Genomic DNA, 16,830 nt, shown 5'->3' on the forward strand with positions numbered 1-16,830 from the left:
AGCTGTTATGCTTCCTTCAAATTTTCCTGGTGGGTCGATATGTCTGAGTCTGAAAACAAAAAACAGCAACGCCACAAAGAGCGCATGCAGGCGCGCAAGGAGATTGTGGATGCCGGCGTGGCAAAGGCTCTGGAAGAGCGCGGTATCGTCATCGTCTATACCGGCGACGGTAAGGGCAAAACCACCGCGGCGGTGGGCACCGTTACGCGTGCGCTGGGTTATGGCTACAAGGTGGTGGTGGGACAATTTATCAAGGGCGTGTGGGAGTGCGGTGAGAAGAACCTGCTTTCGCAGCTGGACCCGGAAAAATACCCGCTGCAATGGCACGAGATGGGCACAGACTTTACCTGGGAAACCCAGGACTTTGAGGCGGACAAGGCGGCGGCGTTGGCTCTGTGGAAAAAACTGAAAGCTGCGCTCGCGGATGAGAGTGTGTATCTGGTGGTGATGGACGAGCTGACCTACGCGCTCAATTACAAGTGGCTGGATAAGGCGGAGGTGCTGGGCGCAATCGCAAGCCGTCCAGCGGAGCAGAGCGTGATCATGACCGGGCGTGGTGCCAAGCAGTATCTAATAGATATTGCGGATACGGTGACAGAGATGGAATCACTCAAGCATGCTTTTGAATCTGGGTTATCGGCGAGAAAGGGTATTGAGTGGTAATCCAATACTTACTTTTGATTTCACGTTTTATCGCTCATCACAGAGTCGCAGCTGTAATCAGTTCAATATCCTTATGAGGTCGACTTTTTAAGTTCTGACTAACGTGACTATTTTCACGGCGGCGAGTGCTTATAGCTGGATATTTCGTAAGTTTAAAAAAAACCAGCTTCTTCGGTGGATAATTTCGACTGAACCTATAAAGTAGTCTGCGAACAAATTTTCGTACGATGTGGGCTGAAAAACTAATAATGGGGTTGAAATGAATCTGCGCTTTTGGGGAGCTTTTTGTTGTGCTGCGGGATTGATGTTTTCCGCAAGCCTGTACGCTGCGGAGTCCGATATATTTAGTGATCTTCCGTTGGTGAGTAATGTGTCAATTTCTCCAGATGGGGAGCAATTATTATCTGTGGTTAACTCTGGCGGTAAGACGCTGGTGGCCACGGCACCCTTCGGTAGCAAAAAGATCAATTATATCGTTGGACTGGAGGAGGGTAAGTATCGAATCGAGTCTGTAGATTGGCTCAATAACGAGCGGGTACTGGTTACCGTAACCCAGCCGGAGAGAGTAGACGTTTACGGGCATAAAACTAGGGTTCGATTGACTTCTCTCTATTCTGTATCTATCGATGGAAAATCCACAATTGAATTGAATAAAAGGGATCTGGCAAGAGATGGTCTAGACCTTTTGCGCCTGAATCCGTCGGTATTGACTATTCTGCCGAATGATGAAGATCACATCCTCGTGGAGCTTGCTGATCCACGGGATGATTACTACTCATCGGTATTTAAAGTTAACGTAAATACCGGTAAATATACCAAGTACCTGCAGAACGATTTGCAGATTACCAATTGGGGTATAGATCGTACCGGACAGGTGCGTTTTGCTTTGGGAGCCGACACTAAACGAGAGTCGACCGTGAGGCATGTTTACTTTCGTGAAAGTAATTCGGAAAGCTGGAAAAAAGTTGCGAGTTTTGATGTCTATAAAGAAGCTAGTTTTTATCCATTTCTGTATGAGGCGGAAACTCATTCGTTGCTTGTGGAGAGCAATCGGCAGCTCGGCAAAGATGCCATCTGGCGTTATGACCTGAAAAAGGGTGGATTTACGGATCTAGTAGGAGAGGCTCCGGATAATCTTGATATACAAGGCCCGATTTTCTGGCGGACGCAGGGTCGGCAGGAGTTTATTGGTTTTAGCTATGTGGATAATTTTGTTGAGCATAAATATCTCAACCTTGAAAGGGCCAATATTTCTCAGCAATTGATGTTGCTGTTTCAGAAAAAGGGCCTGAAATCCCATGTTGTGGCGCAAGATGAGTCTGGAAATCGAATGGTTGTTTATGCGGTTTCGGACAATTCTCCGGGAAAGTATTACCTATTTGACCGTAAGGCCAAGAGCTTGAGTTTTTGGTTTAGCCAGTACCCAAAACTTGAGGCAAAAAAATTGGCAAAGGTTGAGCCTTTCAGTTTTGAAGCTTCGGATGGTATGAAACTGAATGGATATCTTACCCGCCCGGAAGGTATTTCTGACGCTCCGTTGGTCGTATTTCCCCATGGAGGTCCTCACGCTCGGGATACTCAATACTTTGATCCATGGGTGCAGATGTTTGCGAACAGTGGATATGCTGTACTTCAGGTTAACTTTAGAGGATCGTCTGGTTTTGGTGATGAATACCTGGCTGCTGGGTACAAGCAGTGGGGTAAAGCGATGCAGCAGGATGTTATCGATGCGGTCAATTGGGTAGAACAGAACAAGCTGGCAGATACTAAGAGATCCTGCATTGTCGGTGGTAGTTACGGTGGTTATGTTGCGTTGACTGCGGGCTTCAAGACACCGGATAAGTTCGATTGTGTGGTTAGCCTCGCTGGGGTAAGTGATATCCCCACGATGATGAGTTTTGATTCAGTACGTGGCTATAACAGGTACTTTAAGCAACAACTTGCCGATATCCACTCATCGGAAGATATGAAAGACGTGGAGGAGAACTCTCCTCTCAACTTCGCGAATCGATTTTCTTCACCGGTCCTACTTATTCATGGGTTGTTTGATACCCGAGTGGATGTCGGACAATCGAAAATGATGGCCAGGGCACTGGAACGAGAACACAAAAAAGTGGAACTTTTTATTCTGGAGAATGGCACGCACCATTTCAATGAGTCCGGAAATCGCAAGGTTGCTATGGGAGAGGTGCTTAGCTTCTTGGATGATAATCTCAAGTAGCTTTGGCCTGAGCTATAGGCGGCTAGGTCAGGTCATTGGACCTCTCGAAACTCCTAATCAGCCCCATTAAAAAGCCGCGTGCCGTGACGCGGCTTTTTAATACTTTTTCGGTATGATAAGCCCGACAAGCCCCTTTATACAGTTGCCGTTCTCGGAAAAATCAGTTCTTCCAGCCTATCTTGTAAGCCTTAACATCAACTTCATCATCTTGTCCGCCAGCTTGCCATACGGCGGCATCAGCAGTTTCAGCGGGTCCAGCGGACCCTGGTAGAACACCGGGCGCAGCTTGGAGAAGGTGAGGAAGCCCTCATAGCCGTGGTAGTGACCCATGCCGCTCTCGCCAACACCGCCGAAGGGAATATCGTGTTGGCCCACATGCAGTACCGCGTTGTTCACACTGACGCCGCCGGACATGACGTTATCGATATAAAAATCCCGCAGGGATTTGTCGTTGGTGAAGGGATAGATCGCCAGCGGGCGGTCGCCATTGTTTATATAGGCCGCCACTTCTTCGCGGTTCCTGTAGGTTTTGATCGGCAGCAGCGGGCCGAAAATTTCCCGTTTCATTACATCCATTTCTTCGCTGACATTGATCAGCAGGTGCGCAGGGAATTTCTTCAGCGGATCGTCACGCTGTCCCTGGCCATCGGTGAGGTCAATCGCCGTTGCCCCTTTCTGTACCGCGTCGTCCAGGGTTTGCCAGATACGTTGGAACGAGCGCTCGTCGATCACCGAGGTGTAATCCGGATGCTGGATATCCGGGTAGCGTTTGCGGAATACCTCTTTGGCTTTCTCCACAAAGGCATTCACTTTGTCTTCCGGTAACAGCAGATAGTCGACAGTGGTGCAGATCTGACCGGCGTTGAACAGTTTCCAGAACAGCACGCGCTCGACCGCTTTGTCGATATCAAAATCCGGGCCGACGATGGCCGGGGATTTACCGCCCAGTTCCAGCGTTACCGGGGTGAGGTTGGCGGCCGCCGCGGCCATGACTTTGCGGCCGGTAGCGCCGGAACCGGTAAAAATCAGGTGATCGAATTTGAGCGTGGAAAACTCGATGCCTACGCCGCCGGTCTCTTCGATAAACACCAGTTTGTCTTCCGGGAAATAATCGCCGCTGATGCGTTTCAGCAATGCGGTGAGATGGCGCGAGTTCTCCGACATTTTCACCATGGCACGGTTACCGGCGGCGAAAATGTTGATCAGGGGACCGAAGGACAGGTTGATCGGGAAATTCCACGGCACGATGACACCCACCACACCCACCGGCTGTGGAATCACTTTCACGGAGGAGGTGGGGAAGGCGGTGATGTCGATGTGGCGGCGCTGGGGCTTCATCCATTTCTTCAGCCGCCTGATGGTGTCCTTGATTCCGTCGAGCGCTGGGTAAATCTCCGCGAACAGCGTTTCGTGGTGGGAGCGGTTGCCGTAGTCGCGGCTCACCGCTTGCACCAGCTCGTCCTGGTGTTCACGGATCATTCGTGCCAGCGCCTTGAGGTCGCTGACCCGCTGTTCACGATCTGGTGAGGGAGTGGCGAGATAGGCCTCGCGCTGCTTGTCCAGCAGTGGCTTCAGGGCTTGGGACTGTTGGGTCTCTACGGGAGCGGCGATCTCGGTCATGCTTTATGCTCGACAGGATGTTTGATGATTAGGCACCCGTTCGCAACGACGTTCAGAGGCGCCTGTTTTGGTTTCGGTTATGGTTCGTATATGGCGGTCGATTGTACTGGAGTATACGGCGCTACTCAGGACTTTTACGGACGGATTTCGAAATACGGCACGGTTCCTGGGCGCTAGTCCACCGCGACAGCATACGGCATCTGTCGCGGTGAGAATTGACCGATCGGGCCGGGCTATTGACAAATCGTGTCTCCCGGGCCCTGCTGTCAGTCCTCTGTTCCCTGGTGTTGCCTCCGCTCGGGCTCCTCGGCACTGAGCGCCGCCAGTGCGGCGAGAAGCGGTGAGACGTGGGCTTCACTCAACTCAAGGGCTATCTCATCCAGTTGCTGTTGCAGCTGGCTGCGTTCCATCGGCAGACTGATTGGCTCCCCGGACTGGAGTGGCGAGGATTGCAGGGGCGCAGGGAGGGGTTCTGGCACTGGCCCCGAGTCGGTTGCTCCAGCAGGCAGATTCGGACTGGCCGCGGGTCGCTCGAAATCGCCGAACAGGGAATTGGCGCGGTAGCGGCCAATGTTCTCGTCCAGCGCCAGCGGGCTGGATTTTTCACCCTGGCCGCTCGGGCTGACATCGATGCTCAGGTCATTGCGGAACACGGTTGACCAGTCGTTGGGATAGCGGTTGCCATCCACCGGTCCGAACGCGGGGTCGAAGTAGGCACCGTTGCGCCCGCCCTGGAGGTTGGCGGTGACGTTTTCGGTTTCCTTGGCGATCAGGCGGCCGTGCAGTTGTGGTGCCTGGCGCTCCCACTCCCGGGGTGGATATATGTATTCCGGGTACAGCTGTGACAGGGTGATGTTGTCGACCGCGATATCGTTTTCGATATCGGTTTCGTCGGTGTCGGTGTTGTCTTTCGGATTTTTATCCGGGCCGTGTGTGCCATCGTCGGTAATGCTGGCGGTATTATTCGTCTGCTGAACACTCGCGGAGATCGGGTAGTTCACGGTAACGGCAAAGGTGATACTGCCGGATTCCCCGGGGGCCAGTGAGCCTACATCGTAGGTGAACACATCGCCGTTCTGCACCCAGACTGGGCTTGAGTTCGCGGCATCGAAGCTGGTATTGGGCGGCAGGGTTTCCGTGATCAGCACACCGGTAGACGTTGCATTGCCGCGGTTTCCATATTCCAGGGTGTAGACGATGGACTCTGTCGGGCGCGGTTCCACGCCGCTGTCGTCCTTGTCGATATACAGATCGACGAATTCGATGGTAAAGGTTTCCGTGTCGGTATTGTTGTCTGGTGTTGGATCTGGTCCGTTGTTGCCATCGTCATGCACGGTAACGGAATTCGTTTGTGGTGCGACCTCGACGGGTACATTGTCCACGATCGTAGCGGAAAGAGTGAGCGCTACTGTTTCACCAGCAGGTAACGAACCGATATCCCAGGTTACCGTTCCCGCCTCGAGATCAATAATTCCACCGTCGCTCGCGCTAAAGCCGGTAAACAGGCTGGTATCCGGAAGTATGTCGACCACAATGACACCGGTGCCGTTCTGGTTACCCTGGTTGCTGACCTTGATGGTCCAGCTGATAGGGGCTCCGGGGTGTGCCGGATCATCAAAGTTCTCGATCTTATCGATGACATAATCCGGCGCGGCGTCGATGGGTGTGTTGTCGTTATCACTGTTGTCGTCCGGATTCTGATCCGGTCCGTTGCCACCATCGTCCTCGATGCTGGTGAGGTTGCTGGTTTCCACCACGCCGGCGGGAATGGAATTGTCGATAGTTATGGCGAACTCGACACTGCCGGTCTCACCGGCGGCGAGGGTGCCGACGGTAAAGCTGAAGGTGCCATCGCCGTTGTCCACCCATCCTGGTGTGGAACTGGCGGCATCAAAACTGGCGTAGTCTGGCAGGCTCTCGGTAATCACCACACCGGTGGCATCCGCGGTGCCGTTGTTGGCGTAGTTCAACGTGTACACCACCGTATCACCGGGTTCGGCGGTGACACCGCCATCGTTCTTGTCGATGGCGAGATCGACATAGGTGATATCGAACTCGGTGTTGTCGGTATTGTTGTCCGGTGTCGGGTCCGGTCCATTGTTGCCGTCATCATTCACCGTGACGGTATTGGTCTGGGTGGGAATGGTCACCGGCACAGCGTCAACCACCACTGCAGACAGCGTCAGGGTAACGGAATCCCCCGCGGCGAGATTGCCGATATCCCAGGTAACCGTACCGGCAGTGAGATCGATGACACCGCCATTGCTCGCGGTGAAATTGGTAAACAGGCTGGTATCGGGCAGCGTATCGGTAACGACAACACCGGTACCGTCCTGATTGCCCTGGTTGCTGATTTCGATGGTCCAGCTGACCGGGTCGCCGGGCTGCACGGGGCTGGTGAACTCATTGGTTTTGACTGCGACATAATCCGGTGCGGCGTCGATGGGTGTGTTGTCGTTATCGCTGTTGTCGTCCGGATTCTGATCCGGTCCGTTGCCACCATCGTCCTCGATGCTGGTGAGGTTGCTGGTTTCCACCACACCGGCGGGCAATGGATCGATGATGGTTACCGCAAACTCGACACTGCCGGTCTCACCGGCGGCGAGGGTGCCGACGGTAAAACTGAAGGTGCCATCGCCGTTGTCCACCCATCCCGGTGTGGAACTGGCGGCATCAAAACTGGCGTAGTCTGGCAGGCTCTCGGTAATCACCACACCGGTGGCATCCGCGGTGCCATTGTTGGCGTAGTTTAACGTGTATACCACCGTATCACCGGGTTCGGCGGTGACATCGCCATCGTTCTTGTCGATGGCGAGATCGACATAGGTGATATCGAACTCGGTGTTGTCGGTATTGTTGTCCGGTGTCGGGTCCGGTCCATTGTTGCCGTCGTCATTCACCGTGACGGTATTGGTCTGGGTGGGAATGGTTACGGGCACAGCGTCAACCACCACTGCAGACAGCGTCAGGGTAACGGAATCCCCCGCGGCGAGATTGCCGATATCCCAGGTAACGGTACCGGCAGTGAGATCGATGACACCGCCATTACTTGCGGTGAAATTGGTAAACAGGCTGGTATCGGGCAGCGTATCGGTAACGACAACACCGGTACCGTCCTGATTGCCCTGGTTGCTGATTTCGATGGTCCAGCTGACCGGGTCGCCGGGCTGCACGGGACTGGTGAACTCATTGGTTTTGACTGCGACATAATCCGGTGCGGCATCGATGGGTGTGTTGTCGTTATCGCTGTTGTCATCGGGGTTTGGGTCGCTACCATCGGTGGTGTCGATGCTGACGGTGTTGGTCGTTTCTTCCACGCCACTGGGTATCGGATTAATAACGGTGACGGTGAGTGTGACACTGCCCGTACCGCCAGCAGCTACCGTGCCGACGTTGTACGTTAACGTATCGCCATTCAGTGTCCAGCCCGGATTGAGTGCAGGGTCGAAGGTCACATAGTCCGGCAGGGATTCGGTTATGACCACATTGGTAGCATCAATTGTGCCATTGTTGCCGTACTCGATGGTGTAAGTAATGGTGTCACCAGGGGCGACAGTAATGCCGCCATCATCTTTTACAACGAAAAGATCAAAGGCCGCAATGGACGCGGTTTCATCATCACTACCTGTATACTCGCGCTCAATGTCGCTGTCGTCACCGCCGTCGGGTGTGTCAAGGCTGGTATATTCAATATCGACGGTATTGGTTGTGTCCTGCCCTATGGCGGCAGGGTCGCTGGTAACGCGTGTATCAAAGGTGATGGTCACCACGGTGCTGGAATCTATGGCACTGATGTCGATAGAAAGGAAATTGGCAGCGGTGTTATTGTCTATCGTCGGAGCACCACCCTGCACATCGATCTGAATGTTTTCATAATCCCCCAAATACGTTGGAAGCAGATCCTCGATGGTAACGTTGTAGGCGTCTGCGCCGCTGGATGGATCCAGTTGTACTGTAATCTGGTATGTAGCGATTCCACCCAGTGTCAGTGGCGAGGGAGATAAAAGCGTTTTCTCGATATCCAGTACGGGTTCGACAATACTCACTTGCGCATTGTCTTCGATGCTTGTGTCCGGAATTAGATCGCCGTCGGTATCGTAAAACAGGGTGGCATCGTTGTTCAGTACAGTGCCCTGCGTGTTTGATGAAACATCAGTGACGCGTAGGCGATAGACGAAGGTAACGGATTCTTCGACGTTATCGGTGCTGGTATTAACCAGAGTGCCGAAGTCGAGACCAATTGTGTAATTAGCCGGGTCGTCGATTACCGTGACCTGGTCAAAGTCGATTTGCAGAGCATCCGGATCACTGGTGGTAACACTGATCAGATCAACAAACTCAAATCCTTCCCCGTACACGTCGAAAATCTGACCGGTAATGGTTGCTTCCGGCAGCATAACGGTTACTGAAAAAGTGACAATCTCACCGATGGTTGCCTCACTGTCGTCATTGAAATCGTCATTCTGTGACGTGGATACCAGCTGCTTTGTTATCGTCGGGGAGTTAACTGTAATCTCCGCATCATCGTTTGCGGCGTAATCATTCAGCGCCCCCCCTTCACCATCGGCTCCGGTGCGTTCATCGGGGTTCGCTCCGTCGAGACTGGTCCAGTTGACACTGGCGGTGTTGGTGATGGTGCTGCCGACGATGGTGTTGACGAGGGTGCCGGTAACGGTGATGGTCACAACGGCACCCGGTTCGAGATCCAGTTCCGCCTGAGGACTTAGCACGATCTCCCCGTTGACTATCGCGAAATCTCCGGATATATCCGAAGGGCCGGAACCGTAGTCGACACTTGCGCTTATGGTAATGTTCGTCAGTTCAGCGGGCAGCGGATCGTTGAAGCTTATGTCATAGGCAATGGTACTGCTGCCGTTGTTCGGATTGGTGACGGTAATGGTATAGCTGATCTGATCACCATTATCGCCGGTTGTGACATCTGCCACTTTATCAATAACCAGCTCCGGCTCGAGAATCGTGATGTCGGCCTGTTGGGAGACTTCCGCATCACCCGCGTCATTCATACCGTTGCCGTTGGAGTCCCAGGAAAAGGTGGCGGTGTTCGTTAATACGGTATTGGCCTGGTTGCTGGCGATGTTCTGTACTTTTACGGTGTAAATGAGCGCAACTGTGTTGTCCTCGGGTAAAGTGCTGCCGGGACCATTCGTGATGTTTCCGAGTGTAAAGGTGATTTCTCCGGTAGTGCCGCTCGGAGGGGGATTGAGATTGGCGGGATTGCTTAGATCTATGGTGGAGCTGATGTTGCTTCCAACAATAACCTCGTCGAGGCTGACGAATTCCAGACCTGGGGGCAGGGTGTCGGTGATGATCGCTAGAGGCACAGAACCTTCAGGAATAATAAAGTAGCTGGCGTAAGTTACCGTCTCGCCAATGACCGCTTGTGTCAATCCGTTGTAACTGTTCTCTTCTGAGCTGCTGACCACCTGCTTTCCCTGGCCCAGGATTGATGTTGTGGTCAGGGTTTCACTCCCGCTAGTGCGGTAATCGTTCAACCCGCCAGGTCCGTCAACGCCGGTGCGCTCGTTGGGATCATCTCCATCGATACTGGTCCATTCCGCTGTTGCAGTATTGGTAATCGTTGAACCCGGAACGATAAATTCATCGACAATTCCGGAAATTTGTAACACCAGCGTTTCGCCCATAACCAGATCGAATGTTTGACCCGGAACGGTCTGAATCGTATCGCCGACAACCTGAAACTTGGTGGCGATATTCGGGTCGGAGGGGTGGGTGACACTGATGATCGTTGCGCTATTCAGCTCCGGAGGAAGGGTATCTGTAAAGGTAATGTCAAAGGCATCGGTATCGGAAAATGCGGAGTGGGATATTTCGATCACATAGGTGACCACATCATTTGCGTCCACCGATGTGCCCGGATTTAACAGCGATTTTTCTATCTGTAGGTCCGGCTCGATAACCTCAATGTTTTCCGCAGACGCAGAATCCTGAGCCGTAGGGTTGACGATGTTATCGTCGGTACTGTCCCAGAAAAATTGCGCGTTGTTATTCAGCTGGTCGCCGCTCTGGTTGGAGAGCGTGTTCTGTACCAGTACCTCGTAGGTGATGGTAATCGTCTCGGTAACAGAGTTGTCCCGGTTGGCATTGGTAAGGCTGCCCAGATCAAAAGTCACCCGTTGTCCTTCTACGGATTGGAACAGATCTGCTTGCGTCCATGGATTTCCCGCAGCATTTTGGATGTCGGTGGAGGACGCTACCGCAGATATGATATTGATATACTGGAGCCCGGTATCCAACGTATCGAGAATGGATGCGCTCGGGGTGACACCCTCAGCAATATCAAGAGTCAGCGTATAGATGGCGGTTTCGCCAATGACGGCCTGAGTATTACTATTGTTCGCCGTGTTGATGCTGGTGCTGGTTAACTCCTTGCTAATACTGTTTGACTGTATGTCGACCTGTGCATCGTCCTGCCAGTAGGGGCTGGAATTACCCTCTGTGTAGTCATTGCCGCCATCGACGCCACCGTAGGCTTCCAGGGTGGCTGTATTGATGATTTCCTGATTTGGCTGTACGTCATCGGTCGCCACCAAGTCATAGGTAATGATGATGATGTTACTACCGTCGGTGGTGGCGCCGGTATCCGGGTCGCGCCCTTCGTTGAGTGCGCCTTCGTCGGCGGAGGGGTCGTCGAGGGTGATACCTCCGGCGAAAAGATCGCCGGTGTAACTGATGGCCGTGCCGTTGCCAGTATACACCTGCAGGTTGAGACCGCCGGGGGGGATGACGAAGCCATTCGGCAGTGTATCGCCGATGGCCACATTAAATGCATCGGACCCGCCACTGTTCTCCACCACGATGGCAAAGCGCACGGTATCTCCCGCATCGATCCCACTCAGGTTGGAATCAATCGGGGTGGTATCCAGGTCTGCACTGGTAATGTCCCCGCCACTCCAGGGGGCGCTGCCTGTGGGCGGGGTGCCCGCGGAGTCAAAGGTCACTGGCGCAGAAGGATCTGGCTCAAACACTCCGTTGCTATTGTCGGTGGACACTACGCCTTTGGTGACCTGAATGTTCGGGGATAACACCTGTATCTGAGTGCCATCCGGAGGCAGTACTGTCGAGGATGATGTCCCATCCACCTCTACGGTGGCGACATTGGTTAGCTGAAGACCATCGGTAAAGGGCTTGTCCTGAACCAGTACGGTAAACAGCAGTTGTACACGACCACCTTCGGAATCCACCTGACTTACTGGTACGAAACTCCAGGTGATGGAGTTATTGTCCGGGTCCGATGTGACAGATACGCTGATGTTTGTCAGGTATTCGGGGGGCCAATTGTCAAAATCCGTATCGGGCCCGAAGCCCCATTGATTGATACCGGGTATATTCATTCCCTGATTGGTGGGAACGTAAGATGGTGTTGAGGCCTCAAATACCGGAAGTGGCAGGTAATCGGTAATCACCAGTCCCTGACTATCCAATGTGCCCAGATCGATGTCGATGGCGAAGGTAACACGATCTCCCACACGGATTTCATCCAGCCCTTCGGGATCTGTACTGTCATTTACCGCAAAGACATTTTTGCTGAAGTCGGCACCTTCTATGGTAATGCTTTCACTACTGCTATTGTCCACGGACTCTCCGTTTGCCGATGACAAGATAGCGTTTATGGTTGCTTCATTGCTAATTACGTCGAGGGCATCCACCGATTCATTGGGTGTGCCGGCATAGGGCGCGCCGATATAGTTTTCTCGAATTGTGGCTTCGTAGGTGACAATAATTGTGGTCGTTCCGTCCACACTGCCATCTGCGAACAAGTCGCCGTTCAAACTGCCGTCGGCACTGATACCGAGATCAATCAGCTCCTGGGAAATATTGACGCTGACATCCGTGTGCCCGTCTCCTGGCGAGGGGTTTTCGGTAACCGTAATATTGCTGGCCGCTAGTGAGCCGGGGCCGTATGTGGTTCCGTTATAAATAATCTCGATATTGAAGGAGGCGGGGTCTACCTCGATCCCATCTCCCACGAGGTCCGTGAGCATCAGGTCCTGAAGTTGTATATAGTCGGAAATCTGCAGTGTCAGGGTGTACTGCAACCGGTCGCCGGGTGTGGTGCCGGCTGCTCCATTATCCTGTATTACGACCACATCTTTTTGCAATGCGGTGGCACTGGCGACGATGGTGTCATCGTCACTGTCGCTTACGCTGTTGCCCTGATACGTTCCTGTGGCGGTTGCAGTATTAATGACCGCGTCATTGGCACCGTCATTGATTACAATCGGATTGCCATTGGCATCGACATCCGGCACATAACCCGTATAGCTAATAACAACATCGTTGTCCGCAAGAGTGCCTGTCACCGGGTTGTCGAGTTGGATAATCAACTGGGCGTTGTTATTAGCACCCTCCGGTGGTTCGGTGACGCTAAAAGACAGCGGATTGCCGTTGCTGTCGGTGACCGTTACATTGCCCGGCACATAGTAAAAATTGTTGGGAACCTCTTCGGTGATCACGAGGTCTTCGATAGTCGACATATTGGCGATGTCGACGGTGACCCGCCAGGTTACCGGTTCGCTGGGGCCGGTGACGGTTTCACCGTCGTCGCCGATGGAGGCATTATCTCCGTCGCCATCCAGTGCTTCCTTGTCCACCAGCATCACCGTGGGAGTGATACTGGTTTCAATCGGGTTGGCGACAATGGGTGGGTCGATACCCGGATTATTGAGCGGGTCGTTACCGTAGGCAAAGCCCGGGCGTACATAAATGGGAATGGGTACACCGACCATTGCGCCGGACGCCTCGTCGATCAGTACGGTGGCGGTAAACTCGTAGGCCGGCTGATCCGGTGTGAATGATCCAAACGGCAATTGCACTGCATACCAGGTCGACCCTTCAACGCCGGCGGGTGGCAGGGGAATGGCGCCGGTTTGGCTGAAATCATAGGGGTGATACAGCACGGGATTGCCATTGCTGTCCACCCATTGGCCATTTTCCACGGTGTATGTTTCCACTGAGGCACCGAGTGAACCCGAAGTACTCTGTACCTCGAGCCCGGGGCCGACGACGATGTCCATAAACGGGCCGTAGCCTGTGGTGTCACCATCGTTCTCGAAAGTGAACGTCATGTCCGTGGTTTCGTTGATGAAATCCTGGCCGGGAATGTCGGTGGTGACGTTGGGTGTGGCCACCATCAGTCCTTCCCAGGTGCCCTGCAGCAACTGGGAAAACACGATATCCGTTTCCACTTCGCCTTGTGAAATTTCCAGTTCCCAGTCACCACCGCGCAACGCACTGCCGGTGGCGTCATCGGAGGCGGCCACATCGGCACCGGTAAGGCCGGCAATCTGGTTGATAAATTTCTCACCGGTGAGGCTGTAACCGGTGTTGCAGCCATACAGCAGAATATCGGCATTGCCGCTGAGGAGACTGGCCCACAGTCGAAGTTGCGTGGTGTGGCTGTCGTCACCGCCTTCCGACAGCGATGTGAGGGAAAGTTCCTCGCCTCCTAGGGTGATGCCACCAGCGTCACCGTGGGAAATCAGGTGTACGGCATCGAAGGTCTGTGCGCTCTGTTGGATAAATCCGGTGACGGTATTGAGGCCATCGTCGATATCCAGCGCCAGCAGGGTGATGCTGCGCTCACCGATGGTGAGATGCAGGCTGTCTTCCCTTTGTTCAACATGTGAGGCCTGTTGCAGCAGATCGTCTACCAGTTGCTGGGCGTGGTTCAATTGCAGGTCGATGACCACCAGTTCCTGACGTTGCGCGAGTTCCGGCGCGATTGCCTCGGTGATATTCTTCTCGCTGTGGTCGGAAGCGTGTTTTTCACTGTCCTGATGAGCCGGCGCGGTTGCGGTATCGTCCGCCGTATCGATGACTGACTGACTGACATCCGCGGCGACCGAAGCATCCAACAGTACGCGTTTTTCCAGTGTGCGGTGCAGGCTGCCAATCTGACGGCCGCGCGGGTTGATAGCCTGGGCCAGGGACGATCTGGAAAACTCGTTGAGTTCCATGGGATACCTCTTTCCTTGCGGTTTCAGTTGGCGGCCTTCCCGGGCTGCCGGAAAAAATCAAATGCGGACAGACGGTTGTTTTGCGAATCACACACCGCTTTCGCGGATAAACACACCGGCGATACGCCGCGTCAGCAGTTGGACGAGACTCACGGGTTCGCCGTACAAAACCAGGTAGCCGGTACGTTGGGCCGCGCTGAGCGCACTCTGCTGCGGGTCAAAATTAAATGTAATCACGTGTAACGCGTCGGCGGTGCGCTCGCGATCATCTGGCTGTGTCTGCAGTGGTCCGCCGAAGTCCGTGGTGAGCGCCGGATCCTGCAGAGTACGTGAAGCGATTTTTTCGATGGATTGCACTCTCACTGCAATTGGTGTCCAGCGTCCCAGCACAAAAAACTGACCGTGCATGTTTGCATCAGCGTTCAGATGTAGCCTCGCCACCTGCCGGGCTTCACCGTAGGCGCGCCCGGCGAGGCTGCCGCGGGCGGCAATGCTGATAAACGGCTGGTTGAGGTCGAGATACTGCCCCGGGTGTAATCCCGGCATGGTCCAGTCCACCGTGCCGGAAACTTTTGCGGTCACCTGCAGTTGTTTCAGCTCCGTTTCCAGACGGCGCAGCAGCTGCTGTTTGCTGAGCAGATCCTGTAGATAGACGCCGTCGAGAGCATCCAGGCTTTCGGCAAAGCCATCACTGTTCTGGCGGCGATTGAGCAATGCCAGTTCCGCGCGGGTGCGCTGTATGCGGTGTACAAGGTCGTCGTTATAGAGCTCTGCAATCAATTCGCCGGCGTTGACCTTATCTCCGCGTTTAAGCGCCATTTGCTTAAGTACAGCACCGGTCGGCGCCATCACCTTTTGCTGCGCGGAAAAATAGGTGCTGGCTGGAATCTGCATTGGCCAGGGCAGGGGAGTGAATAGCAGTGCGAGAAGCAAAGCCGCTGCGCACAATGCGGTTGGGCGAAACCGTTGCAGAGTGTTGGTGCCGGCAGACTCCGGTTGGACGTTATCCATATCACTATTTTCATTCTCGGTGTGTTTGGTCGGGCTGCCAGCAGGGAGGCCTGGCTTTACCATGTTCTGTTCCCGCAGGTATGACCGGAGAGCCTGGATTTCCCGCATTGCAGGGATGATCAACAGCAGACTGATGCAGATCACAAACAGCAAAATTCCCGCGGCCTTGAACAGCAGCTGGTAGGCGGCGTAACTGATGCCGGCGAACACCAACAGCCGGTAAATCAGGCTGGTTAGCCCGAACAGTCCCAGTAATTGTTGCCTGCGAGTTCGGGGCGCGGGATGATCGCGCAGTAACAGTGACCAGCTCCACTGGCGCAAAATAGTGGTTGCGCTCTGTTGCAGGTTCTTTTCCCGAGTGATGTCGCTCAACAGGTAGTAGCCATCAAATTTCATCAGCGGGTTGGCGTTGATCATGAGTGTCGTAATGAGCGATGCAGTGAACAGGTAAAACATCAACGCGCGCAGAGGGCCGTCGTCCACCAGGCACCAGATCAGTGCCGCCATCACACCCAGAATCAGTTCAAACATCACGCCCGCAGCAGAGATATGCAGCCGCGCTTTGCGTGGAAGGCGCCAGGCGTCCGTAATTTCGCTGTACATGATTGGCATCAGCGCGATCAAACCCGCGCCGATGCTATTGGCACGGACGCCGTAAAGGCGCGCTACACTGGCGTGACCCAATTCGTGAACCAGGCTGAGCAGCAGATAACAGCAAAAGAAAATGGCCGCACCCGCGGCATTCCAGCTGGCACTGAAGTAGGCGAGAAATTCCGGCCAGTGCTGTCCAATGGAGATCGCGCTGAAGCCGATGGCCGCCATCAGCACGATGTAAAACCAGTACTGTGCGGTGCAGCGAGCCAACGGCAGCAGCAGGCGGCTGCTCCGGTCGGGTGTAAACAGCGGGCGACGGATGAAAATGGTTTGTTGCAGGCGGGTGAGTCTCCGCTGCTGTGGTGTAATGCTGGCCTGCTTTTGTGCGAGTTTTTCACTGCTGGTCTGCAACAGCTCATTGTCGACGGCGAAGCGGAATATGCCTTCGATCTGCCGCACCTCCACCGTGCAACCCCGCTGCTGTGTGATGGCGCTGGCGATGGCGCTCGCGCTGCCCAGGCGCCAGTGCTGCAACGTCAGCAGTTCCAGCTCTCCCAGCTCCAGGTACTGACCGCGCAGAGGGTCGTACAGCAGCCAGCTTTCCTGCAGGGCGTCCTCGCGCACGCGATGAAACTGCAGGTCGGTACGCAGCGGCGGCCAGAGGTTGGGGGCTGCCTGCGAATTCTGCGCAAAGTTGGGAGGCGCTGAACACTGCGACTGCAC

5 protein-coding genes are annotated in these 16,830 nt (G+C 54.3%); 2 read left to right on the forward strand and 3 right to left on the reverse strand.

Annotated features, from left to right (window positions below; translation table 11 throughout):
• Positions 1–39 precede the first annotated feature (39 nt).
• Positions 40–663, forward strand: coding sequence for a cob(I)yrinic acid a,c-diamide adenosyltransferase (gene cobO, locus C3938_RS10100; RefSeq protein ID WP_105103324.1), 624 nt, complete (start codon positions 40–42; stop codon positions 661–663).
• A 259-nt stretch (positions 664–922) separates the two neighbouring features.
• Positions 923–2,884, forward strand: coding sequence for an alpha/beta hydrolase family protein (locus C3938_RS10105; RefSeq protein WP_105102999.1), 1,962 nt, complete (start codon positions 923–925; stop codon positions 2,882–2,884).
• A 174-nt stretch (positions 2,885–3,058) separates the two neighbouring features.
• Here C3938_RS10105 and C3938_RS10110 read toward each other — a convergent pair whose 3' ends face one another.
• The 3 genes from C3938_RS10110 to C3938_RS10120 all read right to left on the reverse strand — a co-directional run bounded on the left by C3938_RS10110 (position 3,059) and on the right by C3938_RS10120 (position 16,830).
• Complete coding sequence (locus tag C3938_RS10110) at positions 3,059–4,504, reverse strand: coniferyl aldehyde dehydrogenase (protein WP_105103000.1); 1,446 nt, start codon at positions 4,502–4,504, stop codon at positions 3,059–3,061.
• Positions 4,505–4,770: 266 nt separating this feature from the next.
• Positions 4,771–14,502 (reverse strand): DUF4347 domain-containing protein, encoded by a 9,732-nt coding sequence (locus C3938_RS10115; RefSeq protein WP_105103001.1) that lies wholly within the window; start codon positions 14,500–14,502, stop codon positions 4,771–4,773.
• A gap of 87 nt (positions 14,503–14,589) precedes the next feature.
• The gene (locus tag C3938_RS10120; RefSeq protein WP_105103002.1) at positions 14,590–16,830 is read right to left on the reverse strand and encodes a site-2 protease family protein; all 2,241 of its coding nucleotides are present in this window, start codon (positions 16,828–16,830) and stop codon (positions 14,590–14,592) included.

The organism is Microbulbifer pacificus (assembly GCF_002959965.1).
GTDB classification, from domain to species: Bacteria; Pseudomonadota; Gammaproteobacteria; order Pseudomonadales; family Cellvibrionaceae; genus Microbulbifer; species Microbulbifer pacificus_A.